The sequence below is a fragment of the Ensifer meliloti genome, from assembly GCF_030064585.1.
Lineage (GTDB): Bacteria > Pseudomonadota > Alphaproteobacteria > Rhizobiales > Rhizobiaceae > Sinorhizobium > Sinorhizobium meliloti.
The window spans coordinates 1,969,324-1,991,918 of the sequence record NZ_CP120365.1 but is presented as its reverse complement, the minus strand read 5'-3'; the positions used below and the strand labels follow the sequence as shown (position 1 = coordinate 1,991,918).

Genomic DNA, 22,595 nt, shown 5'->3' with positions numbered 1-22,595 from the left:
ATGGCGGGCAAGCGAGTTTCGTCCTCTCCATCCGGAACGACGGCGACGGTCCCGGAGGCTGCGCGGCGCGGCGGCATCCTCGTCGCGCAGTCGCGCGTGGTGCCCGAGGAAACGCCGGTTGCCTTCACCTATGGCGGTTCGACGCATGCGGTGATGATGGCGACACCTGCCGATCTCGAGGATTTCGCCATCGGCTTCAGCCTGACCGAAGGGATCATCACCGGTCCCGAACAGATCGACGACATAGACATCGTCGTCGAGGAAAAGGGCATCGACCTGCAGATCAGGCTCGAGGACGAACAGAACGATGCTCTGCGGCTCAGACGTCGCCACATGGCCGGGCCGGTCGGCTGCGGTCTCTGCGGGATAGAGTCGATCGATGAGGCCGTCCGCCCGACGCCGGACGTCTCCGGCTCCCTGCTTCGCCTTTCCGAGCAGGACGTGGTGGACGCCGTCGCGCTTCTCAATGGACAGCAGCCGCTGCATTTCGAGACACGCGCCGTGCACGGTGCGGCCTTCTACGTGCCGGGACGCGGGCTGATCGCGGTTCGCGAGGATGTCGGGCGTCACAATGCGCTGGACAAGCTCACCGGAGCGGCCGCGCGCGCCGGCTTCAGGGGCGCCCAGGGCGCGGTTGTCGTCACGTCGCGGGTGTCGGTCGAGATGGTGCAGAAAACCGCGATCGTCGGAAGCCCGGTGATCATCGCCATTTCCGCACCGACGGCGCTCGCCATCCGCACGGCGGAAGGGGCGGGCATGACCCTCATCGCACTTGTCCGCGGTGACGAGTTTGAAATCTTCACGCATGCGGAGCGCATAATCCGAAACGACGAGGAGCCTGCGTCCTTATCCGCCCGCGTGCCGCTATTCTGAATCCGGAGCAATCGTTCATGTCTGACCCCAACGCGAAGCTCGTCTATATGGCAAACCAGATTGCCACTTTCTTCCTGACCCAGCCGGCGGCGGGGGCAGCCGAGGGCGTGGCCACGCATATCAACAAATATTGGGAGCCGCGCATGCGCCGCAAGCTCTTCGAGCATATCGCGCATGGCGGTGAAGGGTTGAACCCGCTGGTTCTCGAGGCGGCTGAGAAGATCCGCCGTCCGGAGGCGGTTTAGGACCTGTGGACACTTATGGATAGGGATTTGACGGCCCCATATTGCGAGGGACTTTCGTGGAAAATCCGGCGCCGCGTCCGCCTGCAAGCCGGATTTTTCGCGACAAGGCACCGCAATATGGTCCGCCCGAAGGGTTTTGCACAAATCGCCCACTGCCGGCGGCTTTTCCCTTGCAAAGGGGGCAACCCTTTGCTGCGGAAAAATCCTTGGCATTGACCGATTTGTGCAAAATCAAACCCCTATCCATAAGTGTCCGCAGGTCCTAGAGCACTGACAGGAAAGGCTTGCCCTTCGATCCTCATTCTTGTGCCTGTCACAGGAATCCATCCTCTGACAGGCAAGTGTGTGAGGGAGAGCTTATGCTCTTCCCGACGGGGGAGCCGTTAGGCTCGAAAAATGAGCGCGGGTGGGCGTGCGGTCAGAAATTCTCCCAGTCGTCCGCGGCGGGAGCGAGCGCGAGATTGGATTTCGTGCCGCTGCGCAGCGCCTTTGCCGTTGCGTGGAGCCGCGTGGGCGAATGAGGCGCTTCCATCCTGTTGTCGCTTGCGGGCGAAGCGTCCCGCCCGATGCGGAACTGACGCAGCAGGGCGTGCAACGCGTCCGCCTCCTGCGACATCCGATGGCTCGCGGCCGTGCTTTCCTCCACCATGGCGGCGTTCTGCTGCGTCGTCTGATCCATCGCATTGACCGCCTGGTTGATTTCCTTGAGCCCGGTCGACTGTTCGCGGGCGGCTTCCACGATCGCCGAGACGTTGTGATTTATCTCCTGCACCTGCGCCAGGATGGTTTCCAGGGCGGTACCGGTCTGGCCGACCAGCGATACGCCGTTCCTCACATGCTCGCCTGAAGCGGTGATCAGGGTCTTGATGTCCTTTGCCGCGCTGGCCGATCGCTGCGCCAGTTCGCGGACCTCCTGAGCTACGACGGCAAAGCCCTTGCCGGCTTCTCCGGCACGCGCCGCCTCGACACCGGCATTGAGGGCCAGCAGGTTCGTCTGGAAGGCGATGTCGTCGATCACGCCGATGATGTTGCTGATTTCCCGCGAGGATTGCTCGATCTGGCCCATGGCGCCGATCGCGCTTTTGACGACAAGTCCGGAGCGCTCGGCGCCGTCCTTCGTCTTTGCGACCAGATTGCCTGCTTCCTCGGCGCGGCGGCTGGAATCCGCGACAGTCGTGGTGATCTCGTCCAGCGCTGCGGCCGTTTCCTCGACGGAGGCCGCCTGCTGTTCGGTGCGTTTCGACAGGTCGTCGGCGGCAGACCGGATCTCGCGCGCGCCGCCAGCGATCGCGCTGGCATTTTCGCCGACCGTCTGCATGGCCCGACAGAGGCGGACAAGCGCTTCGTTGAAGTCCTTGCGCACCATTTCCATGCTGGGAACGAAGGGCGTGTCGATCGATTGTGCCAGATCGCCCTCGGCAAGCGCACGCAGGCCGGCTCCGAGCGAATTGATCGCGGCCATGCGTTCGGTAACGTCTGTCGCGAATTTGACCACCTTGTAAACCCGGCCGTTCGGATCGCGAATGGGGTTGTAGGCCGCCTGGATCCAGACTTCCTTGCCGCCCTTGCCGTAGCGGACGAATTCGTTGGCGATGAATTCACCCTGGGCCAGCCGCCTCCAGAAATCGGCATATTCGGCCGTGCCGGTATAACCGGGCTCGCAGAACATGCTGTGGTGCCGGCCCTGGATTTCGGAGAGCTGATAGCCGAGCGTGTTGCAGAAGTTCTCGTTGGCTGTCATCACCTCGCCGGCAGGCGAGAACTCGATCATCGCCTGCGAGCGGGAAATGGCATCGAGCTTGCCGGCATCTTCCGTGGCCTTCATCTTGGCTGCGGTGATGTCGGTTGCGAACTTGACGACCTTGCAGGGCTTGCCGTTTCGGAAGACCGGGTTGTAGCTCGCCTGGATCCAGATCTCCCGTCCGCCCTTTGCGAGGCGTCGGTAGCTGTTGCTGTCGAGTTCGCCGCGGCCGAGGCGCGCCCAGAACTCACGATACTCCTCAGTCGCCACGAATTCCGGCGCGCAGAAGATGCGATGGTGCTGTCCGACGATTTCCTGCAGACTGTAGCCGAGCGCCTTGCAGAAATTCTCGTTGGCATCGAGGACATTGCCGGCGAGATCGAATTGAATGATTGCCTGCGATTTGGACAAGGCGTCGATGATCTGCCGTGCGTCACGGCTCCTGGTGAAAGAAAACATGATCCCCTCTGAAATTTTCGCGAAGAAACGGCCGCGGAGCGGACGTTTGTGATCTGCTTCGCCGTCCTTCAGGAAAGGGCGGCTGCCGGTTGCTGGGGAGATTTCGAAATCACGAAGGGCGTCATGCCGCTGTTCAATCTAAATTAGTAAAGCGAAATTAATTTCTCGTTAAAATAGAAATTGCTTCTTATCTACTCGTAAAATGATGTATTCCTTCGTCACTGGAGCGACTCACTGCAGGAAACAGTGAATCGCTCTGGATATGCTTGATGCGCAGGCTCAGGCCGCTAGCTCTTCCGTTTCCCGCTCCTTGAACATGCGGGCGAGATTGAGGAAGCAGATCATGCCCGATTCATTGGCGATGATGCCTTCCGCAAAGCTCTTGTCGAAGGACGCGGTGACTTCCGGCACAGGCTGTACCTGACTGCCCTGAACGGTCAGAATGTCGGAAACGCGGTCGACGACGAGACCGATGACCATGTTGTGGACCTCTGCGACCACGATCGCGCTGCGTTCGTTGGTGACGGTCGATTTCATGCCGAGCTTGTGGGCGAGGTCGATGATCGGGATCACCGTGCCGCGCAGGTTCATCACGCCGATCACTTCCGGCGGGGCATGCGGGATGGGCGTCGAGGGCGCCCAGCCGCGTATCTCGCGGATCGTCGTGGTCTTGACGCAAAATTCCTGGTCGTGGAGGCGAAACGCTATGATTTCGAGCGTCTCGCCGTCAAATCCGGCTGCTCTCTGCGTGCTTGTCATCGAAGGTCCTTCCAGCTTTCCGGTCGTGGTGGTCCGCCGATGACATCCGGCGAGGCGCAAGCCGCTTCATGCACGGAAAAATCCGCCTTGCGCTCCGTATGCCTATACTAGGCGCGGATTCGTTAAACCTTTGCTGAACGTTCGCCCCTCGCAGGAGAGCGAGGTGGGGACGCGGCTTCAGGCCGCGCGGGTCGGACGATCAAGGATACGGCGGCCGAAGAGGCTTGCCGTCAGTTCGACCAGAATGCGCGCGCTCTTGCCCCGGTCGTCGAGGAACGGGTTGAGCTCGACCACATCGAGGGAAGAGACGAGGCCGCTGTCGCACAGAACTTCCATGATGAGGTGAGCCTCGCGGAAGGTCGCGCCGCCCGGCACCGTCGTGCCCACGCCGGGGGCAAGTTCCGGATCCATGAAATCGACGTCGAGGCTCACATGCAGCAGGCCGTTGGCGGCGCGAACCTCGTCGACGATCTGGCGGATGATGTGGGCCATTCCCATCTCGTCGATGGCCCGCATATCGAAGACATTGACGCCGTGCTCGGCGATTTCCTCGCGCTCACGCGCGTCGACCGAGCGGATTCCGACCTGATAGACCTTCTTCGGGTCGACCAGCGGCCGGTCCTTCGGGAGGATCGGGGCGAACTCCGCTTCGCCGCAGAAGAAGGCGACCGGCATGCCGTGCATGTTTCCGGAGGGCGAGGTCGCAGGCGAGTTGAAGTCGGCATGCGCGTCGAGCCAGAGGACGAAGAGGGGCCGGCCGACGTCCTGGGCGTGACGCGCCATGCCCGAGACGCTGCCCATCGACAGCGCGTGGTCGCCGCCGAGAATGATGGGGAAATGTCCCTTGCGCGCGGTATCGTGCACGGCTTCGTCGAGCGCGCGCGCGAAAGCTGCAACGGACTGCAGATTGTTGGCGCCGGGATGGTTGGCGAGATCGCGTGCGGGCAGCGGCCTCAGATCCCCCTCGTCATTGACCGTATGGCCGAGTTCGGCGAGGACCGTATCTATGCCGGCGATCCTGAGCGCCGTCGGCCCCATGGCTGCGCCGCGGCGGCCCGAGCCTTCCTCGATGGGTGCGCCGATCAATGTGATGGTTTTCATGTCCGCCTCGTCCCTTCGCCCTGTTGCCGGGAAGTTCGGTTCCCGTGAAGTCCGGCGGATTATCGTCAAAAAGCGTGGCGGCAAAAAGATGGAAAACTGTCGATTGGGAAGATAAGATGCGCAAAGTGTAAAGTCTTTTTTGACGAAGTGACAAGATGGATGATCTCGATCAGGCGCTCATCAGCGCTCTCCGGCAAAACTCCCGCATGCCCGTCTCCACGCTTTCGGCAATGACCGGCGTCTCGCGTGCGACGGTCGCTGCGCGCATCGACCGCCTCGTCGCGAACGGGACGATTGCCGCTTTCACCATCCGCACCGGCGCGGAAATCCCCGCCTCCGGCGTCAGGGCCGTGGTGATGATCGAGGTTCACGGAAAGATGGCGGACCGCGTCGCCGAGCAATTGCGCGGGCTGCCGCAGGTGCGGGCGCTGCACAGCACGAACGGAAGGTGGGACTTCATTGCCGAGCTCGAGGACCGGGACCTTGCGAGCTTCGACGAGACCTTGCGGCGCATCCGTTTGATCGATGGTATCACCGTGACCGAAACGAACATTCTGCTGAAGACCAGCAAGTTGACCGGGTCTTCGTGAGGCGACCGCCCTCGGTCCAGATCGGCAACTCACGGCTGCTTTTTGTTCTTGATTTGTTCTTATGTTCCGATAAGATGTTCCTCTCAGCAAACAAGAGAGGCATGAGCACGGGCGCGGTCTCCGCGGCATTCGGTCTCATTTTGAACGATGGCGTATTTGATCGCGGGTTCCACCCGCCCGACATCATTGCGGTCCAGGGAGATTGCCATGGCTAGTTATTCCGGCGGCCCGTCGGTACGGCAGATCTGCATAAAGCTCTTCGTCAGGCATGGTGACGAGGAGCGGGCGATTGCGTTCTACCGCGATGTCTTCGGCGCCGAGCTGCTGCAGCGGCACGAGTGGAGCGGCATTCTGACGAGTGCCGATCTGTGCATCGGCGACTCGGTCTTCCGGGTGGCCGGCGCCAATCCGCGCCGGGACGCCGAACCGAGGCTCGGCGGGCCGCGATCGCCGCACGCGCTCGGAACGACCGCGGCAATCCTCGAGTTGCACGTCGATGATGTGGACCGCGTGCTCGAAAGGGCGATGGGCGCCGGCGCCAGTCTGCGCAATGTCGCCGAAACGCTGCCGACCGGCGACCGGGTCGGCGCCCTCATCGACCCGTTCGGTCATATCTGGGCGCTGTTCACGGCGACGAACGAGAGCGAGGCGCTGGATGCATTCGGCGTCGACCGCAACGCGGCGTGAGGGGGACCCCTTCACTCCTGCCCCGAGCTCGCCTGTTCGCTTCAGAAAAATTCGTCCAGCAGCCGGTAAAAGGCGAGCTTTTCAGGGTCTGGCGCGGCCAGCCCATAACGATCCAGAAACGGGGCGACCCATTCCTCTCCCAGGTTGTGGGTGATGCTCCAGCAGACGAGTGCCAAATCCTGGTAGATGTCGGCGACGCCCAGACGGCCACAGTCGATGAAGCCGGAGAATTGATTTCCGGCTGCGATGAAGTTGGGGAGGCAGGCGTCGCCATGGGTGACTACCAATTGCTCCTCTTTCGGTCTGCGCGCGAGAAGCTCATCAAAGAGTTCTCTCGTTTGCCTGCCTTGCCGCTCCTCGTCGAAATCGCTCTCGTCAACAAGGCCGGCCTCCATCCGCGCTTCTGCCGCAGCAATGCTGTCGGTCAGCCGTCGGTCGAACGGGCAAGCCGCCGGATCGAGCCGGTGCAGCCGGCGAAGGGCTTCCGCGAGAATGGCGATGCGTTCGGCGTGCGGCAGCCGGCAGGAGGCAAGGTCCATGCCCTCGGCGGCCTCCAGCAACAGCCAGGTCTCTCCTGCATGATCGTCATGGCCGAGAACTCGCGGGCACGGCATATCCTGGGCTGCGAGCCAGTGCAGGCGCGCCGCCTCGCCGGTCAACTCGGCGAACGGCCCTGACGGTTCATGCTTCAGGATAAGGAAAGGGCGGCTCTGCGCCTTGAGGAGAAAGATGGTGGATGCCGACTGGCCCAGTGCGTCCCTCTCGAAGCCGTAGCCCGAAAGCAGGCCGCGGAAGGCGGGTGGCAGGTCCAATTCTCTCACGTCCATGAGCGGCCTCTATGATGGGTACTTTAAAGAATCTGGACCATTTCACGGAGACGGCGAAATGATCCAGCCTCGAGACTACGCAATTCCGGGACGGAAAACCCGCTAGGCACTTTTATGGGATTGCTAGAAGCGCGTGAAGCCCGCAAGTGGGTTCATGATCTGTCCGCGGCCGTCGCTGAGGAACTGGGACAGGCCGGCTGCGACCTCGTCGCTCGGATTGCCGTAAACCTCGAACTTCTCGACGCTGCAATGTTTCGATACCGCCCGGATGTGGGGGTCCGATATTTCCCAATGGCGCAGAACGTCTTCGCAATTCCGGTAGAGCTGAAAGCTGACCGCACGCATCTCCTGCTCGTCGATGAAAGTCCGGACCATGATTTGAGGTCCGTTTCGCTCGACGAATTCGATCGCCTGCCTCACCGCTTCGCGAAAGGGTTCCAAGCTGCCCTCGGTGATCTTCATTACGTTCCGGAAGAGTATCTGCTCGGTCATGTCGTACCTCCGTGTCCGTTACACGGAGTGATTTCTGCGACCTCAACCGTGCTTGAGGTCAAGACTCCTGGTCAAAAATAACGGAACGGCCGAGACGATGAACCGCCCGCCGAGATCGGCGGGCGGGCGGCATCGTCAGGGATCAATATTCCCTCTCGAAGAAGATGCCTCCGGCGGCCGAACCGTCGCCGGCCGCTTCGCCCTTCAGCTTGACGCCGCGGCCGATGTCGAGGTTGATGACCGCCTTGCTGGAAGCGGAGTCCGAGCCCTGTTGCAGTTCGAGATAGGTGCGGTCGTTGAGATATTTGCCGGCGCGGACCTGGGCGCCGCCGCTCTCGTCGGTCGTGATGTCGAGATCGTCGACGCCGAGCTTGTTGCGCAGGCCGTCGAGGAGCGAGGTCGACCCGCCGCCGGCAAGCTGGCCCACGGCCGAGGCGAGCTGGGCGATCTGGAAGGCGGAAAGATTGTTCAGCGACCGGTTGAAGATGAGCTGCGCCAGGATCTCGTCCTGCGGCAGGGCCGGCGACGAGGAGAAGGTCACCGTCGGGTTGTTGGCCGGGCCGGCGACGTTGACGGTGATCGTCGTCGAACCGGCGCTCGAGGTCGCGTCGAGATCGAGCGTCGGAATGAGGTCGCCGCCGAAACCGATATGACCGTCGGTGAAGGTCAGCCGCTTGCCGAGGATCTCCAGGCGCCCGCGGCGCATGTCGAACCCACCGGAAACGATCGGCTGGACGGCGGTGCCGCGGATGGTCAGATCGCCGCCGAGTTCGGCATCGATGCCGCGTCCGCGCACGAAGAACTGGCCCGGTGAACTGACGGCGAGATCGAAGGCGATCGCGCCGCTTGCCTCGGTGCCGGCGGACGTATCCCGGCGCAGGTCCCTGGTCATCTGCCGCACCCGGGGCGGGGCGTTGCGGTGTTTGATGTCGATCTGCGAGAGCGAAGCCGGCAGCCTCTCCGGTATGGTGATCGCGGCCCTGCGGATCGTCAGCCTTCCGCCAAGCACGGGGGTCGAGACGAGGGGGCCGTTGAGCGTAAGGTCGCCTGCAAGGTTGGCGGTGAACAGCGTGCCGTCGACATAGGTCGCATTGTTGAGCCGGATTCTGAGATTCGCCGGGAAACCGGAGCCGGGGACGATGCCCACGGTTCCGCTCGCCTCGATCGATCCGCCGCTGGCGAGATTGGCCGAGAGGCGAGAGATCGTCGCCTGCCTGCCGTCGAGTGCGACATTGGCGGTGAGGTCGTTGAGGGCGAGATTGCGGCGAACGTCCACGAGCCGGGCTCCGGCGGTCGAGACCGTGCCGGCAATCTGCGGCGCCTTTGCCGGGCCGGAGAGCGAAAGGTCGACCTTGGCCGATCCGGTCAGGGTGAAGCCCTGTTCCGCCATGATATTGGCGAGCAGCGCGAAGGGTACGTCGCCGGCGAATTTCATCGAGATCGGCATGTTGCCGCCAAGCTCGACATTGCCGCCACCCCGGAAAGAAAGGTTTCCCGGCCCGGAGACCGTGGCATCGACGGTCACCCGGTTGTCGGCGAAGCGCCCCTTTGCAGCAATCTCCAGCGACGATACGCCGGCGCCGCGCGCTGCTGCGACCGAGGCGCCGCTCCATCTGAGGTCGTAGACGACCACCGGAGCCGCTGCCGTTCCGCCCACGTCCACCGTCCCGGCGATCGTGCCTTCCGCCCCGAGCGTCGGGGCGAAGGTGTTGATCAGTGCGGCAGGCAGCGCATTGAGTCTTGCCGTAATGTCGAGCGTCGGTCCGGCAGAGCCGGCGACCGTGATGGTGCCCTTGGAAGCCTCGATGGTCAGGGCATCGAGGAGCACCGTGCCGTTCTCGATCGCGACGACGGTCGGGCGTGCAAGCTTCAGCGGTATCCGCTTGGGCGTTGCCGCGAAAGAGGCGAGGCGGACTTCGGTGCGGCCGCCGCTTGCGACCATGTCGCCTTTTGCGGAAAGCGGACCGCCGTCATATCTGCCATCGACGGTAAAGCCGGTCCTGCCGCCCTGCTGATCGAAGGTGAGATTGAGGCCGGTGACACGGTTTTGACCCTGAGCGACGTTTTCCGCCCTGACGCTTCCCCTGACCGCGAGTGCCGCCACATCGGCGATGCTGATATCGGCGACCGGCTTTGCGATCGTCAGATCGCCGCGCTTGATGCCGCTGCCGTTCGCTTTCAGCGAAAGGGAGGTCACACCGTTCGCCGTTCTGATCGCTGCCGAACCGGAGAGGTCTCCCGAGACCTTCTCGCCGGCCATGGCGGCAAGAAGGCCGAGATCGGGGAGATTGAAGTCGATCGTGCCCTCGGGCTTGAAGTCTGCCGTCAGGTCGATCGCACCGGTCAATCTGTTGTCGCCGACCTTCGCCTCCAGGGTCGGGATCGAGGTGCGGCCGTCCTTCGAGACCACCTCGGCCTTCACGTCGATCGCCTGGCCGTCCAGAGCCCCCGTCGCCGTCAGCTTCGCCTCCGGACTGCCGGGTTTCGCCGTTGCATCGGCGGTGATCACGAAATCCGAAAGCGTGCGTCCCGCAAGGACCGCGCCGCTGGAGGTCACTTCCGCCTTGACGCCAAGCGCGTCGAGCGGCCCGGACAGGTCGGCGCTGAAGGCGGCCTTGCCTTCGGCTTCAGCGAGCAGCTTGCCGAGATCCGGCAATGCGCCCGCTATCTCGGCCGTCAACGCGCCCTCGGCAAGTGCGGCCGAACCGGTGGCGTTGACAGTACTGGATTTGACTTCGAGCGCGCTCAGTTCGACGGTGCCGCCGGCGCCTGTCTCGACCTTGCCGGAGACGGTGATCGGCGCATCGAATTTTGCGCCGATGCCGGGCGGCAGCACGGCGGGTTCGGCAACGAACTGGAAATTCGCCTCGGCCGTGTTGTCGGCGCGGTCGAGACTGGCCGTCACGTCCCCGCGAAAGCCCGCGCGTTCGATGGCCAAAGGGTCGAGGCGGATGCTGTCCTCAGCGACGGTCACGGTTCCCTTCGCCGACAGGTCCTCTGCCGTTATGCCGGCCGACCGCACGGAGGCGATCGAGGCGCCGCTCCAGGTGAGATCGTAGCGGACGACGGGTGCCGCACCATTCCCGGCAATGTCCACCTTGCCTGTAATCTTGCCCTCGGCCCCGAGCGTCGGCGCGACGGTATGGATCAAGGTGGCGGGCAGGTCGCTGATATCCGCCGAAATATCGAGGGTCTCGCCTGCCGTACCGGTGACGGCGACCGTGCCCGTCGATGCCTGGATCGTCAGCCCATCGATATGCACGACGCCGTTTTCGATGGCGATGACGCTCGGCCGGGCAAGCTGCAGGGGGATGCGCCTGGCTGTCGCCGAGGCCGATGCAAGGCTTATCTCGGTCCGGCCGTCGCGGCTCGCGAGATCGCCGGTCGCCGCAAGCGGAGCGCCTTCAAATTCGGCACCGACCGAGAAACCCGTTCTTTCCGCCTCTTGCTCGAAGGCGATATCGATGTCCGTCAGGCGGTTTTCGCCTTGAACGACGCTTTCGGCCCGGACACCGCCCTTGATCGCCAGCCGGGCAAGATTGGCGACGGTAACGTCGACCACGGGCTTGGCAACGGTCAATGCGTCACGCCTGATGCTTTCGCCGCGGGCCGTCAGCGCGAGCGACGTGACGCCGTCGGCGGTCCGGATCGTCGCGGAGCCGGCAAGATCGCCTGATGCCTGCTGCCCGGCCATGGCGGCAAGGAGGCCGAGATCGGGCAGGTTGAAGTCGATCGTCCCGTTCGGCTTGAAGTCGGCTGTAAGCTCCATCGCACCGGTGAGGCGGTTGTCGCCGATCTTTGCCTCGAGGGTGGGGATCGAGGTGCGGCCGTCCCGGGTGACGACGTCGGCGCGGACGTCGATCGCCTGACCGTCGAGGGTGCCGGTTGCCGTCAGTTTCGCTTCGGGGCTCCCCGGCGTCACGGTGGCATCGGCATTGACGACGAGATCGTCCAATGTGCGACCGGCGAGCGTCGCTCCGCTTGAGGTTATCTCTGCTTCGATGCCGAGCTTGTTCAGTGGGCCGGAGGCGACCGCGTGGAAGGCGGCCGAGCCCTCCGCATCGGCGAGCAGCCGTCCGAGTTCGGGCAGTGTTCCCTGGATGTCCGCACTCAAAGTGCTTCCGGCAAGCGCAACCGAGCCGGAGGCGTCGACCGCACCGGACTTGATGTCGAGTTCGCTCAGCCGGACGCTGCCGTCCTGTTCCACGACTGCGTTGCCCGCAAGGGCGATGGTTCTGTCGAACTTGTCGGCGAGCCCCGGCGGGAGGACCTCTCGCACGGCAAAGACCTTGAATGCCGCCTCGAGCGTCGTTTCGATGCGATCGAAGCTGCCGCTGCCCGTGCCGCCGATGCTTGCGCTTTCGATCTCCAGCGGGTCGAAACGGATGTCTTCCGGGGTGACGGCGATGGTGCCGTCGAGCTTAAGGGGCGCCTGCACCGCCCGATCGAGCTCGGCATTTGTAAAGCGGCTCTCGGCGACTTCGACGGTCGTCTTCAGGGGACCCGACCGGCTCTCCAGGTTGAACGCGTCGCTCCGTGCCGACAGCCGGATGCCGCCGAGCCGTCCCTGCGGCAGGTTCACGGACGGGACATTGGCGGCGATATCGAGGATTGCCGACTGCCCGTCGCCGATCAGCGACAGGTTTGCGGTGTCGACAAGCGCCTGCAACTCGCCGTCTTTCAGCGGCCAGCGGAAATCGAAAGGCCCGCTCGTACCGGCGAGCCTTGCCTGGAGGTTGTTCTCGCCGCGGCTGTCGACCGTGCCGGAGACATCGAGCGTCATGGCGCCGGTCGAAACCTTGCCTGCATCGATCCGGACCTTGCTCGTGCCGTCGAAGGCGGCCGTCAGGTTGATCCTGCTCTCCCCTTCGAAGAGAGGCCTGAAGGCCGGTGGCATCAGCGTGGCGAAAGCGCCGCCGCCGGATACGGTAAGCATGTGCATTCCTTCCGCCGCGAGCACGTGCTGGCCGTCGAGCCGAAGGATCTCGCTTCCGCCGAGCGTAACCGTACCCGAGCCCGCCCAGTCGGAAAGCGGTCCCTGTCCGGTCACGGTCATGTTGACGGCAGGTTCTCCCGGCAGGCGGAGCAGTCTCGCCAGAAGGCCGCCCTTCGGCTCCGCGAGCTCGGCTTCAAGCTTCAGCTGGTTGCCGGCCGGGTTGAAGACGAGATCGGCGGTCGCGCGCGCATCCGGGCGGTCCCGTTCGGCGGCATCGAGCACGAGAGCGATGCTGGAATTCGTCGCGTCGACCTTGCCTCTGGCAGTCAGGAAATGATCCTCGCCGGCAATCTGTTTGCCGAGCACGATTTCCTTGAGATCGAACGCATCGATCTTCACGTCAACCGGAAGGGCAAACGTCGAGCGCACTTCCCGGGTTTCGGTCGAGGGGACCGGCAGCCGCTCGACGCGGACCGAGCCGGCCGAAATCCTGCTCGAGTCGAAGCGAAGCGAGAATAGTTCGGCCGGCGACCAGTCGACCGAAAGGTCGCGGACCTCGGCATAAATGCCTTCGCCATCGAAGAGCGTAATCGTGCCGGCCGTGAAGTCGCCGGTCAGAAGCGCGCCCGGGTCGGCGATGCGTACGATCTGGTCGGGGGTCGCCGCATATTTCTCGATCGCCCAGGCGACAACGCGGGCGCCGGGCACCGTGAAGCCCAGAAAGCCGACGAGCAGGAGGAGCACGACCACGAGAGTGCCGAGAGCGGCGAAGAAGTACCGCAGCGCAGATCGAAGGAAAAGGGTGACCTGATTCATGTCCTATCCATAGTCCATGTTGCGCCGCTCTGGAATCGGTAGAGTGCCGGCACATTGCCCGACAGGCGGGACTTCGCTCATCTTACCACGGTGTAGCGCGCATGCAGCAAATAGTCCGGGCATCAGAAGGACTGGCCGATACCGGCATAGATTCCGTAATCGGTGCCCCCCGGATACTTGTTGAGCGGCACGGCGAAGTCGAGCCGGATCGGCCCGAATGGCGTCGCATAGCGCAGACCGATGCCCGCGCCGGCCCGGATGTCGGAGAAATCGGGCGCTGTGCTATCCGAAACCGTACCGGCATCGATGAAGGGCACGACGCCGATCGTATCGGTGACGGCGATGCGGGCTTCGAGGGAGCCGCTCACATAGGAGCGGCCGCCGGTCAGTTCGTCATCGGCGTCGCGGGGGCTGATCTCCTGGTAGGAATAGCCGCGCACCGACCCGCCGCCGCCGAGGAAGAACCGCCGGGTCGCTGGAATATCGGAGAGTTCGTCGCCACCGACGAGCACGCCCGCGCCGAGCTTGCCGGCCAGCACGAAGCGCTTTTCGGTCCCAAACGCGTAATAGCCGGACGCGGAAGCTTCGAAGGAGCTGAAAAAGGTCTTTCCCTCGATCTCGTAGCTCGGCTTGGCATTGATCAGCGCCCTGTAGCCCTCCGTCGGGTTCAGCTTGTCATCGCGTGCGTCGCGGACATATTCGAACGGGAGGGCGGCGGTGATATAGGAATTCGAGCCGAAAGCGTCGTCGACATCCGCCCAGCCCACTTCCGCGCCGACGGAGAACGTGTCTTCGGGCGAAAGCTCGAAGGCGGCGCCGGCCGCGGCGGTAACCGTTTTGGCACTATAGGCATCCGGATCGACGATCGCCGCCTTGACGCTTGCGGTAAAGGTCGAGGCCGGTCCGAAGGCGCCGGGTTTCGCGAAGAGAATGCCGGCCGAATAATCGAGGCCGGCGACATCGGTGGTCTCGCCGAGGCGATCGACCGAGCCTTCGATCCGAAGCGATTCGGCACGTCCGAAGAGATTGCGATGGCCCCAATAGCCCTGGAGGCCAAGGCCGTCCGTGGTCGAGACCTGTCCGCCGAAACCGAAATAGCGGTGCTTGCCTTCCGATACCTGGATGTTCATCGGGATCGTGCCGTCGGGCGCGAGCCCGTCGGCTTCGTTGATGGTGACGCTGGAAAAGACATTCAACTGCCGCAGCCGCTCGGCGGCCTTGCGAATATTCTCCGGCGAATATGGACGGCCGTGGTTCAGGCGGGAATAATCCTTGACGAAATCCGGATCGACCGTTCTGGCGCCGCTGACGGTCAGGTTGCCGACGGGCGCGACCGGCCCGCCATCGGCGCGGATCGTCACGTCGACCGTGGAAGTCGCGTGATCGGCAACGACGCTGCGCTCGGCGAGCTTGGCCAGGGGCCTGCTCTGTTCCTTGAGATCGTTCACGATCTGCTCGCCCGCCTTGATGATCAAGGTCGAGTCGGCGCGGGCGCCGCGCTGAAGGTCGTAGGCGGCGGGATCGAGCCGCGCCGCGTCTCCCTCGAGCCTGACCGTGCCCAGCGTGAATGCCGGCCCGGGAGCAACGCGAACCACGACCGGCACGGGCTGGCCGTCGGGGAAAGCCGGGTCCGGGGGTAGGCTGTCAATGTCCTGGCCGTTGACCAGGATGCTGACCGTGCCGCCGTAACGCGCCTTTTCGTAGAGGACGGCGAGGAGCCGATCGCGGTCGTCGCGCGCCTTGATCGCCAGGCCAAGATCGCCCGAGACCGGTTCTTCCTGATCCTGAACGAGCTGCGAGCCGTTTTCCAGCGCCTCCCGGAGCTCCTCGTCATCCGTTCCCGGCTCGAAAGTCAGCGTATAGCGAACCGGGTCTATGACCTGCACTTCTTCTTCCGCGCTTTCGAAGAAGCGCATTCCGAAGATCTTGAACGCGTGGGCCTGCTCGACGGAAACCGGGCCGAGCACGGCCGAGGCCACGATTGTGAGCGCGGTCGCTGTCTTCCAGTGCGCAATACTCGATCGTGGTGGAGACATTCCTCTCCGCATCCCGTTTCAGGCGACTCTGTACCAACTGCCTGCATACGCGGCGTCGGCCACCGTAGCAGGACATAGTTTTCCATCTGTTAACGATGACCGCCCGCCGCATCCACCCCGAAGCGGCGATTCGAAGACGATTTTTTGGCAGAAAGGACTCGGCCTGTGGTGCTTCAGGCACAACGTATATGCGTTCACTTATACGGCGTAAGCGGCTTCTGCCACAAAGCGGGCCCGCATCGACGGTCAGCTCAAGTAGCGACCGCTGGAAGCGAGGGTCTCATTTCGCCGACGCGCGCGCGAGGAAATTTCGGCAGAGAGAGACGACCTCGGACAGGTTGGTCTCCAGCAACCAATGGCCTCCGTCGATGAGATGCAGTTCGGCATCCGGCAGGTCGCGGAGATAGGCTCGGGCGGAGCCTTCGGGCATGTAGCCGTCCTGCGGACCCCAGACAATCAGCGCCGGCGGCCGATGTTCGCGCAGGTAACTCTGGTAGCGATCGAACCAGGCGAGATTCTCCCGCAGCCCCGCGATCACGTCTATGGCGATCTCACGCCGCTTGGCCGTTGTCAGCGACCAATGGAGCTTCCAGAGGTCGGGAGAAATCCGCTCGGCAAGCTCGGGCCGGACGTCGTTGAGGAACTCGTCGCGGTATCCTTCCTCGCTTACGGCTTCGCCGAGTTTGGTCCGGCCCTCCGGCGTGGGATTGCGGAAATACTCCTGCAACGGCGCGTATTTAGGTCCGAGCTCATCCTCGTAGATGTCGCCATTTTGGATGATCAGTGCGGAAATCCGCTCCGGCCGGCGAATGGCCAGCCGAAGGCCGATCTGAGAGCCGAAGTCATGTAGATAAAGTGCGAAACGATCCAGGCCCAGGCGCCGGGCGAAGGCCTCCAGAAAATCTGCGAAGCCGTCGAAGCCATAGGCGAAGTCGTCCGGCGTGTCGCTGTATCCGGATCCAGGGAAATCCGGAGCGACAAGCCTCCACCGGTCGGCCAGCAGCGGCATGAAATTGCGAAACTCGTAGGACGAGCACGGGTAGCCGTGGGGAAGGAGCACGACCGGCGCGTCCGGCGGTCCGGCTTCCCGATAGAAGACCCGGATGCCGTCCAGATCGAGGAAGCGGTGTTTCACGGAATCTGGCGAATTGGTCATAGGAGCACCTCGCATGCGCTGACCGGTGCCGAACAATGAGCGCATGCGATGGTTCCATGCCTGTCGGCTGGCCGCTCGGCAGCTTCTTTTCAAGTTGATGCTAATTTAGATAGGCGATCACATCGGGGTGCGATAGAGTCGCCCTGGACCGCTTGAACCCGGGAGTCCGGAAGAAGGTGCTCCCGCCAAACGTTTGTTGGCAAACCGATGGAACAGAGACTAGCCGCAGTGCTGGCAGCCGATATGGCAGGCTATAGCCGCCTGATGGAGGCCGATGAAGCGGGCACGATCGCCCGCCTCAGGACTCACCGGATAGAACTGATCGATCCGGCCATAGCAAAGAACAAGGGCCACCTCATCAAGACCACGGGCGACGGCATGCTGGTCGAATTCCAGAGCGTGACCGACGCGGTAAAATGCGCCGTCGAAATCCAGAGCCGCATGAAGCGGCGCAATGCCGACGTGGCGCAGGACCGGCGGATCGAATTCAGGATCGGCATCAATCTCGGCGACATCATCTTCGAGGAGGACGACATCTTCGGCGACGGCGTGAATATCGCCGCCCGTATCGAGCAACTGGCCGATGTGGGCGGCATCTGCGTGACGGCTGCGGTGGCGACGCAAGTCGCCGACCGGATCGATGTCCCCATCGAGGATCTGGGCGAGAAGATGCTGAAGAACATCAGCCGCCCGATCCATCTCTTCCGAGTCGGGATCGAGGGGCCTGTCCTGCCGCCCTTCCCGGAGGCCACGGATGCGCCGCGCGCCATTTCCAAACCCTCGATAGTGGTGCTGCCGTTCGACAATATGAGCGGCGATCCCGACCAGGAGTTTTTCGCAGACGGCCTGACGGAGGACATCATCACCGAGCTGTCCCGCCGGCACGAGCTGTTCGTGATCTCGCGCAACTCCAGCTTCGTCTACAAGAACCAGCCGGTAAACGTGCGTGAGGTGGCCGAGAAGCTCGGAGCGCAATACCTGGTGGAGGGCAGCGTCCGCAAGATCGGCGACCGCGTGCGCGTGACGGTCCAGCTCATCGATGCGGCCAACGACGCTCATATCTGGGCCGACAAATACGACCGGAGACTGGACGACATCTTCGCCATCCAGGACGAGGTGACGGCGGCGATAGCGGCAACGCTCCCGGGGCGCGTCGAGGCCGCGCAGCGGGACCTGCTCGCCCGGACGAAGCCGGCGAACATGGCCGCATACGAATGCGCCCTGGCCGCCAAGGTGCTGCATCACCGGAGCACGGTCGCGGATAACGAGCAGGCCCGGGCCCTCATCGACAGGGCGGTCGCGCTCGATCCCGGCTATGCGCATGCCCATGCCTGGCGGGCCTGCATCCTCGGGCAAGCGTGGGTCCACGGCTGGTGCGAAGACAAGGATGCGGTCTGGGCCGAGATCGTTGCCGAGCTTGACCGGGCGCTGGCGCTCGACGACAACGACGCCGACGTCCATCGCATCCTCGCCGCGGTGAACGTAAACAACAATGCGCTGACGACGGCGCGCTACCACCAGGAGCGTGCCCTTTCCCTCAATCCCAATTACGACCTGGTGGTGGTCCAGCAGGGCGAATTGCTGACCTGGCTGGGGCGACCGGAAGAGGGGGTGGAGTGGATCCGCAAGGCCATGCAGCTCAACCCCCATCATCCGGAACGCTTCTGGAGCCATCTCGGCAAGGCTCACTTCGCCGCCCGGCAGTATGGAGAGGCGATCGAGGCCTTCATGCACCTCTCGGTGCTGGACCACGCCCAGCATGCATTCGTCGCGGCCTGCTACGGCTGGCTCGGGGATGACATTGCGGCTCATGCGCATATGGAGAAGGTCCGGACGCTCGCCTCGGATTTCGACCTCGACGCCTTTCTCGCCACGCAGCATTACGTCCAGGAATCGGACCTGCAACACCTCAGCGAAGGGCTTGTCAAAGCGGGAGCGAAGGGCGGATCGGCGGCGGCGAACGGAATTGCAGCGCAATAGCGGCCCTTCGGGAACATTCTGACGGACATGAAGGCCTCGGATCGTTCCGGAGCCCGTCTTAGACTAAGGCCTGTTGAGATTCGGGATACCCGCCGCGGCTCGTTTGATCCCTCATCCCTGTGCTTGTCACAGGGATCCAGCCAGACCAAGTCCTTGGGCTGAAAGAACTCTTCCCGCACCGCAGACGCGGCGCTGCTCTCATCTCTGCGACAAGCACAGAGATGAGGTTTTGTCCTTTGACCGGTTACGATCAAAGGACAATGCAGTAGCTGCAATCAGCAGCGGTCGATGTAGCGGCGGCCGTAGCGGTCGCGGTAGTAGCACTGGCCCGGCTGGTCGGTGACGTGGCCGATCACGGCGCCGGATACGCCGCCGATCGCCGCGCCGACTGCCGCGCCGCGGACGTCACCGGTGACCGCGCCCCCGATGATTGCCCCCGATACGGCGCCGATTCCGGCACCCTTTTCGGTTTGCGTGCAGCTCGCGACCGACAGGGCGACCAACACAAGCGCGATGGCTTTCTTCATGATGTCCTCTCCGATTTCGACGGATTCAGCGTGCCGCCTCGTCCGCCCCATAGTGATGGGAGGGTGCGAACCGCGGCCCTCCACTTGGACTTGCATTCGGAACATAACCCGCCGCCGAGGAAAATGCACGGATACGGCGAGATCGTTCTTATGCAACATAATGCGATCTTTCCTGAACGGAACATGAAGGCGCTGTTTCCGGCGTTACATACGCGCTCGCATTTTTTTGCCCCTTGCGGCGCGAAACGGTTGCGGCAGCCCGAAAAAAAGACAAATGTTACAACGTCGCCATGCGGGCTCGGGAGGAGCGGACCGCTGGCGGAAGGGCAATCGATATCGGTCGGCGCGTACTTCGAGTCGCGTGAACGCATCTCACCCGATTTGAAGCCGCGCTCGACTCTGGACCGACCCGGAGGAGCGAAATGGCGAAAATAACGATGACGGTCAACGGCCGCCAGGTAAGTGGTACCTGCGACGACCGAACGCTGCTGGTGCACTTTATCCGCGAAAATCTCGGCCTGACCGGGACGCATGTCGGCTGCGACACGACGCAGTGCGGCGCATGCGTCGTTCACATGGACGGGCAATCGGTGAAAAGCTGTTCCATCCTTGCCGCCCAGGCGGCCGGCTCGGCGATCACGACGATCGAGGGCTTGGCGTCCAACGGCGAGCTTCACCCCGTCCAGGCGGCTTTCAAGACGTATCACGGACTGCAATGCGGCTTCTGCACGCCGGGAATGGTCATGACCGCCGTCGACATGATTCGGCGACATGGCGGCAATCTTGACGAGGCGACGGTACGGGCCGAGTTGGAAGGCAACATCTGTCGCTGCACCGGCTATCACAACATCGTCCAGGCGATCCTCGCCGCCGCGGCCGAGACGGGCGGCGCTCGCCAGGCGGCAGAATGAGGAAACCCAAAGGGAGCGCGATGCTGACGGAGCATCGCACGCGATTTTCGTCATTCCGCTCAAGCGGAAATTCGTTGCAGGACTTCGGGAGGAGATAGGCAATGGGCGTTGAAGGCATCGGCGCGCGGGTGGCGCGCAAGGAAGACAAGCGCTTCCTGACCGGCAAGGGGCGCTATACGGACGACATGGTCGTGCCCGGCATGAAATATGCGGTTTTCGTGCGCAGCCCGCATGCGCATGCGACCATCAGGAGCATCGACGCAACGTCGGCCAAGTCCATGCCCGGCGTGATCGACGTGCTCGACGGCAAGCAGTTGCTGGCGGATGGGATCGGCAATCTCATCTGTGGCTGGATGATCCACTCGAAGGACGGCTCGCCGATGCGCATGGGCGCCTGGCGGCCGCTTGCCCACGAGACCGTGCGCTATGTCGGCGATGCGGTGGCGATCGTCGTCGCCGACAGTGTTGCGCAAGCGCGCGACGCGGCGGAGGCTGTGGTCGTGGATTACGAAACCCTGCCGGTCGTCACCGATACGCTCCAGGCACTTGGCGAGGGCGAGCCGCAGATCCATCCGGAAGCGCCGGGCAATCTGATCTTCGATTGGGAGCTTGGCGACGCGGGCGCGGCCGATCAGGCGATCGCTGCGGCGGCGCACGTCACGGAACTGAAGATCATCAACAACCGCCTGTCGCCGAATGCGATGGAGCCGCGCGCGACGCTCGGAATCTATGATGCCGGCGACGACCATTTCACCTGCTACACCACCAGCCAGAACCCGCATCTTGCCCGGCTGGTGATGAGCGCCTTCTACAATGTCGCGCCGGAGAACAAGCTCCGGGTGATCGCTCCCGACGTCGGTGGCGGCTTCGGGTCCAAGATTTTCATCTATCCGGAAGAGATCGTCTGTCTGTGGGCCTCGAAGCGCACCGGCGTGCCGGTGAAATGGACCGCGGACCGCACCGAGGCCTTCCTGACGGACGCACACGGCCGCGACCATGTGTCGACGGTGAAGATGGCTTTCGACAGCAGCAACCGGATCACCGCGCTCAAGGTCGACACTATAGCCAATCTCGGCGCCTATATGTCTCTCTTCTCCTCCTGCGTGCCGACCTACCTCTATGCGACGCTCCTCTCCGGACAATATGCAATCCCGGCGATCCATGCCAATGTCCGCACCGTCTATACCAATACCGCGCCGGTCGACGCCTATCGCGGCGCCGGGCGGCCGGAGGCCACATACCTCCTGGAGCGCACGATCGAGACGGCCGCGCGCGAACTCGGCATTTCCCCCGCGGAACTCCGGCGCATCAACTTCATCCGCACCTTCCCCCACCAGACGCCGGTGATCATGAACTATGACGCGGGCGATTACGAAGCGTCGCTCAGGGGGGCGATGGAGGCGGCCGACTGGGACGGTTTCGCCGCGCGCAAGGCGGAAGCCGAGCGGCGGGGAATGAAGCGCGGCATCGGCATGAGCTGCTATATCGAAGCCTGCGGACTGGCGCCTTCCGCCGCCGTCGGTTCGCTCGGCGCCGGCGTCGGCCTGTGGGAATCGGCCGAGGTCAGGGTCAACGCGGTCGGCACCATCGAGGTGATGACCGGCTCGCACAGCCACGGCCAGGGGCACGAAACGACCTTCGCCCAGGTGGTTGCGGAGCGTTTCGGCGTGCCGATCGACAGCGTCAACATCGTCCATGGCGATACGGACAAGGTGCAGATGGGCATGGGAACTTATGGTTCCCGCTCCGGCGCCGTCGGCATGTCGGCCGTCTTCAAGGCGCTCGACAAGGTCGAGGCCAAGGCGAAAAGGATTGCGGCCCACATGATGGAGGCGGACGAGAGCGACATCGTCATCGAAGACGGCGCGCTCAAGGTGGCCGGTACCGACAGGTCAGTCCCCTGGTCGCAGGTGGCGCTTGCTTCCTATACGGCCCATAACCTGCCGCCCGGAATGGAGCCCGGCCTCAAGGAGGGCGCCTTCTACGATCCGAGCAACTTCACCTTCCCGGCGGGTTGCTACATCTGCGAAGTGGAGGTGGATCCGGAAACCGGCCGGACGAAGATCGTGCAGTTCGTCGCGGCGGACGATTTCGGCAATATCATCAACCCGCTGATCGTCGAGGGCCAGGTGCATGGCGGGCTGGCGCAGGGCATCGGCCAGGCGCTGCTCGAAGGGGTGCATTACGACCAGAGCGGTCAGCTGCTGACGGCGAGCTACATGGACTACGCGATGCCGCGCGCCGACGACCTGCCTTCGTTCACGGTGACAACCTCGAATACGCCCTGCCCGAGCAACCCGCTCGGCGTCAAGGGCTGCGGCGAGGCGGGCGCGATCGGCTCGCCGCCGGCGCTGATCAACGCCATCACGGACGCGATCGGCACCAACGAGCTCACCATGCCGGCGACCCCGCAGAAGGTCTGGGCCGCGGTGCATAGCGCGCATTGATCGGGAGAACTT

16 protein-coding genes are annotated in these 22,595 nt (G+C 63.6%); 7 read left to right on the top strand and 9 right to left on the bottom strand.

The features are described 5' to 3' along the window. Both fdhD and PZL22_RS16620 read left to right on the top strand, forming a co-directional pair. Nucleotides 1-873, top strand: a complete 873-nt coding sequence (gene fdhD, locus PZL22_RS16625; protein WP_003528554.1) for a formate dehydrogenase accessory sulfurtransferase FdhD — start codon at nucleotides 1-3, stop codon at nucleotides 871-873. Nucleotides 874-890: 17 nt separating this feature from the next. Beyond that, nucleotides 891-1,118 (top strand): formate dehydrogenase subunit delta, encoded by a 228-nt coding sequence (locus PZL22_RS16620; protein ID WP_003528555.1) that lies wholly within the window; start codon nucleotides 891-893, stop codon nucleotides 1,116-1,118. 418 nt (nucleotides 1,119-1,536) lie between these two features. Here the strand turns inward: PZL22_RS16620 and PZL22_RS16615 are convergent, their stop codons facing one another. The 3 genes from PZL22_RS16615 to rocF form a co-directional block, all read right to left on the bottom strand. Continuing rightward, entirely contained in the window at nucleotides 1,537-3,318 is a 1,782-nt protein-coding gene (locus PZL22_RS16615; protein ID WP_003528556.1) for a methyl-accepting chemotaxis protein, read from the bottom strand. A 279-nt stretch (nucleotides 3,319-3,597) separates the two neighbouring features. Continuing rightward, nucleotides 3,598-4,077, bottom strand: a complete 480-nt coding sequence (locus PZL22_RS16610; protein WP_003528560.1) for a chemotaxis protein CheW — start codon at nucleotides 4,075-4,077, stop codon at nucleotides 3,598-3,600. 177 nt (nucleotides 4,078-4,254) lie between these two features. Then, nucleotides 4,255-5,178 (bottom strand): arginase, encoded by a 924-nt coding sequence (rocF, locus tag PZL22_RS16605; protein WP_003528561.1) that lies wholly within the window; start codon nucleotides 5,176-5,178, stop codon nucleotides 4,255-4,257. Nucleotides 5,179-5,333: 155 nt separating this feature from the next. On the opposite strand from rocF, the gene PZL22_RS16600 reads away from it, so the two are divergent. Beyond that, on the top strand, nucleotides 5,334-5,768 hold the full coding sequence (locus tag PZL22_RS16600; protein WP_003528562.1) for an Lrp/AsnC family transcriptional regulator: 435 nt from the start codon (nucleotides 5,334-5,336) through the stop codon (nucleotides 5,766-5,768). 207 nt (nucleotides 5,769-5,975) lie between these two features. Next, nucleotides 5,976-6,455, top strand: a complete 480-nt coding sequence (locus PZL22_RS16595) for a VOC family protein (RefSeq protein WP_003528564.1) — start codon at nucleotides 5,976-5,978, stop codon at nucleotides 6,453-6,455. A 41-nt stretch (nucleotides 6,456-6,496) separates the two neighbouring features. On the opposite strand, the gene PZL22_RS16590 is transcribed toward PZL22_RS16595, so the two are convergent. From PZL22_RS16590 to PZL22_RS16570, 5 genes are all read right to left on the bottom strand, one after another. After that, entirely contained in the window at nucleotides 6,497-7,282 is a 786-nt protein-coding gene (locus tag PZL22_RS16590) for an APH(3') family aminoglycoside O-phosphotransferase (RefSeq protein ID WP_003528565.1), read from the bottom strand. A gap of 123 nt (nucleotides 7,283-7,405) precedes the next feature. After that, nucleotides 7,406-7,774 (bottom strand): hypothetical protein, encoded by a 369-nt coding sequence (locus tag PZL22_RS16585; protein WP_003528566.1) that lies wholly within the window; start codon nucleotides 7,772-7,774, stop codon nucleotides 7,406-7,408. Between the two features lie 142 nt (nucleotides 7,775-7,916). Then, on the bottom strand, nucleotides 7,917-13,526 hold the full coding sequence (locus PZL22_RS16580) for a translocation/assembly module TamB domain-containing protein (protein ID WP_284718511.1): 5,610 nt from the start codon (nucleotides 13,524-13,526) through the stop codon (nucleotides 7,917-7,919). Nucleotides 13,527-13,648: 122 nt separating this feature from the next. Then, nucleotides 13,649-15,562 carry an autotransporter assembly complex protein TamA gene (locus tag PZL22_RS16575; protein ID WP_284718510.1) on the bottom strand — a complete coding sequence of 638 codons (1,914 nt, stop codon included), beginning with the start codon at nucleotides 15,560-15,562 and terminating at the stop codon, nucleotides 13,649-13,651. A 280-nt stretch (nucleotides 15,563-15,842) separates the two neighbouring features. Then, a complete protein-coding gene (locus PZL22_RS16570) occupies nucleotides 15,843-16,718 on the bottom strand; it encodes an alpha/beta fold hydrolase (protein WP_003528570.1) in 876 nt (291 codons plus the stop codon). A gap of 207 nt (nucleotides 16,719-16,925) precedes the next feature. Between PZL22_RS16570 and PZL22_RS16565 the strand changes: the two genes are divergently transcribed. Further along, nucleotides 16,926-18,698: an adenylate/guanylate cyclase domain-containing protein gene (locus PZL22_RS16565; protein ID WP_033048587.1), complete on the top strand. Its 1,773-nt coding sequence runs from the start codon at nucleotides 16,926-16,928 to the stop codon at nucleotides 18,696-18,698. 275 nt (nucleotides 18,699-18,973) lie between these two features. Here the strand turns inward: PZL22_RS16565 and PZL22_RS16560 are convergent, their stop codons facing one another. Beyond that, entirely contained in the window at nucleotides 18,974-19,225 is a 252-nt protein-coding gene (locus PZL22_RS16560) for a YMGG-like glycine zipper-containing protein (RefSeq protein WP_003528572.1), read from the bottom strand. Between the two features lie 422 nt (nucleotides 19,226-19,647). Between PZL22_RS16560 and PZL22_RS16555 the strand changes: the two genes are divergently transcribed. Then, a complete protein-coding gene (locus PZL22_RS16555) occupies nucleotides 19,648-20,136 on the top strand; it encodes a (2Fe-2S)-binding protein (RefSeq protein WP_004435048.1) in 489 nt (162 codons plus the stop codon). 101 nt (nucleotides 20,137-20,237) lie between these two features. Next, the gene (locus PZL22_RS16550) at nucleotides 20,238-22,583 is read left to right on the top strand and encodes a xanthine dehydrogenase family protein molybdopterin-binding subunit (RefSeq protein WP_004435051.1); all 2,346 of its coding nucleotides are present in this window, start codon (nucleotides 20,238-20,240) and stop codon (nucleotides 22,581-22,583) included. Nucleotides 22,584-22,595 lie beyond the last annotated feature (12 nt).

What these genes read in the sequence shown, in the direction of transcription:
- PZL22_RS16585 (WP_003528566.1), bottom strand. Translation starts at nt 7,774, where the DNA reads ATGACCGAGCAGATACTCTTCCGGAACGTAATGAAGATCACCGAGGGC.
- PZL22_RS16550 (WP_004435051.1), top strand. Translation starts at nt 20,238, where the DNA reads ATGGGCGTTGAAGGCATCGGCGCGCGGGTGGCGCGCAAGGAAGACAAG.
- PZL22_RS16590 (WP_003528565.1), bottom strand. Translation starts at nt 7,282, where the DNA reads ATGGACGTGAGAGAATTGGACCTGCCACCCGCCTTCCGCGGCCTGCTT.
- PZL22_RS16575 (WP_284718510.1), bottom strand. Translation starts at nt 15,562, where the DNA reads ATGTCTCCACCACGATCGAGTATTGCGCACTGGAAGACAGCGACCGCG.
- PZL22_RS16565 (WP_033048587.1), top strand. Translation starts at nt 16,926, where the DNA reads ATGGAACAGAGACTAGCCGCAGTGCTGGCAGCCGATATGGCAGGCTAT.
- PZL22_RS16600 (WP_003528562.1), top strand. Translation starts at nt 5,334, where the DNA reads ATGGATGATCTCGATCAGGCGCTCATCAGCGCTCTCCGGCAAAACTCC.
- PZL22_RS16570 (WP_003528570.1), bottom strand. Translation starts at nt 16,718, where the DNA reads ATGACCAATTCGCCAGATTCCGTGAAACACCGCTTCCTCGATCTGGAC.
- PZL22_RS16555 (WP_004435048.1), top strand. Translation starts at nt 19,648, where the DNA reads ATGGCGAAAATAACGATGACGGTCAACGGCCGCCAGGTAAGTGGTACC.
- PZL22_RS16610 (WP_003528560.1), bottom strand. Translation starts at nt 4,077, where the DNA reads ATGACAAGCACGCAGAGAGCAGCCGGATTTGACGGCGAGACGCTCGAA.
- fdhD (WP_003528554.1), top strand. Translation starts at nt 1, where the DNA reads ATGGCGGGCAAGCGAGTTTCGTCCTCTCCATCCGGAACGACGGCGACG.
- PZL22_RS16615 (WP_003528556.1), bottom strand. Translation starts at nt 3,318, where the DNA reads ATGTTTTCTTTCACCAGGAGCCGTGACGCACGGCAGATCATCGACGCC.
- PZL22_RS16620 (WP_003528555.1), top strand. Translation starts at nt 891, where the DNA reads ATGTCTGACCCCAACGCGAAGCTCGTCTATATGGCAAACCAGATTGCC.
- PZL22_RS16580 (WP_284718511.1), bottom strand. Translation starts at nt 13,526, where the DNA reads ATGAATCAGGTCACCCTTTTCCTTCGATCTGCGCTGCGGTACTTCTTC.
- PZL22_RS16595 (WP_003528564.1), top strand. Translation starts at nt 5,976, where the DNA reads ATGGCTAGTTATTCCGGCGGCCCGTCGGTACGGCAGATCTGCATAAAG.
- rocF (WP_003528561.1), bottom strand. Translation starts at nt 5,178, where the DNA reads ATGAAAACCATCACATTGATCGGCGCACCCATCGAGGAAGGCTCGGGC.
- PZL22_RS16560 (WP_003528572.1), bottom strand. Translation starts at nt 19,225, where the DNA reads ATGAAGAAAGCCATCGCGCTTGTGTTGGTCGCCCTGTCGGTCGCGAGC.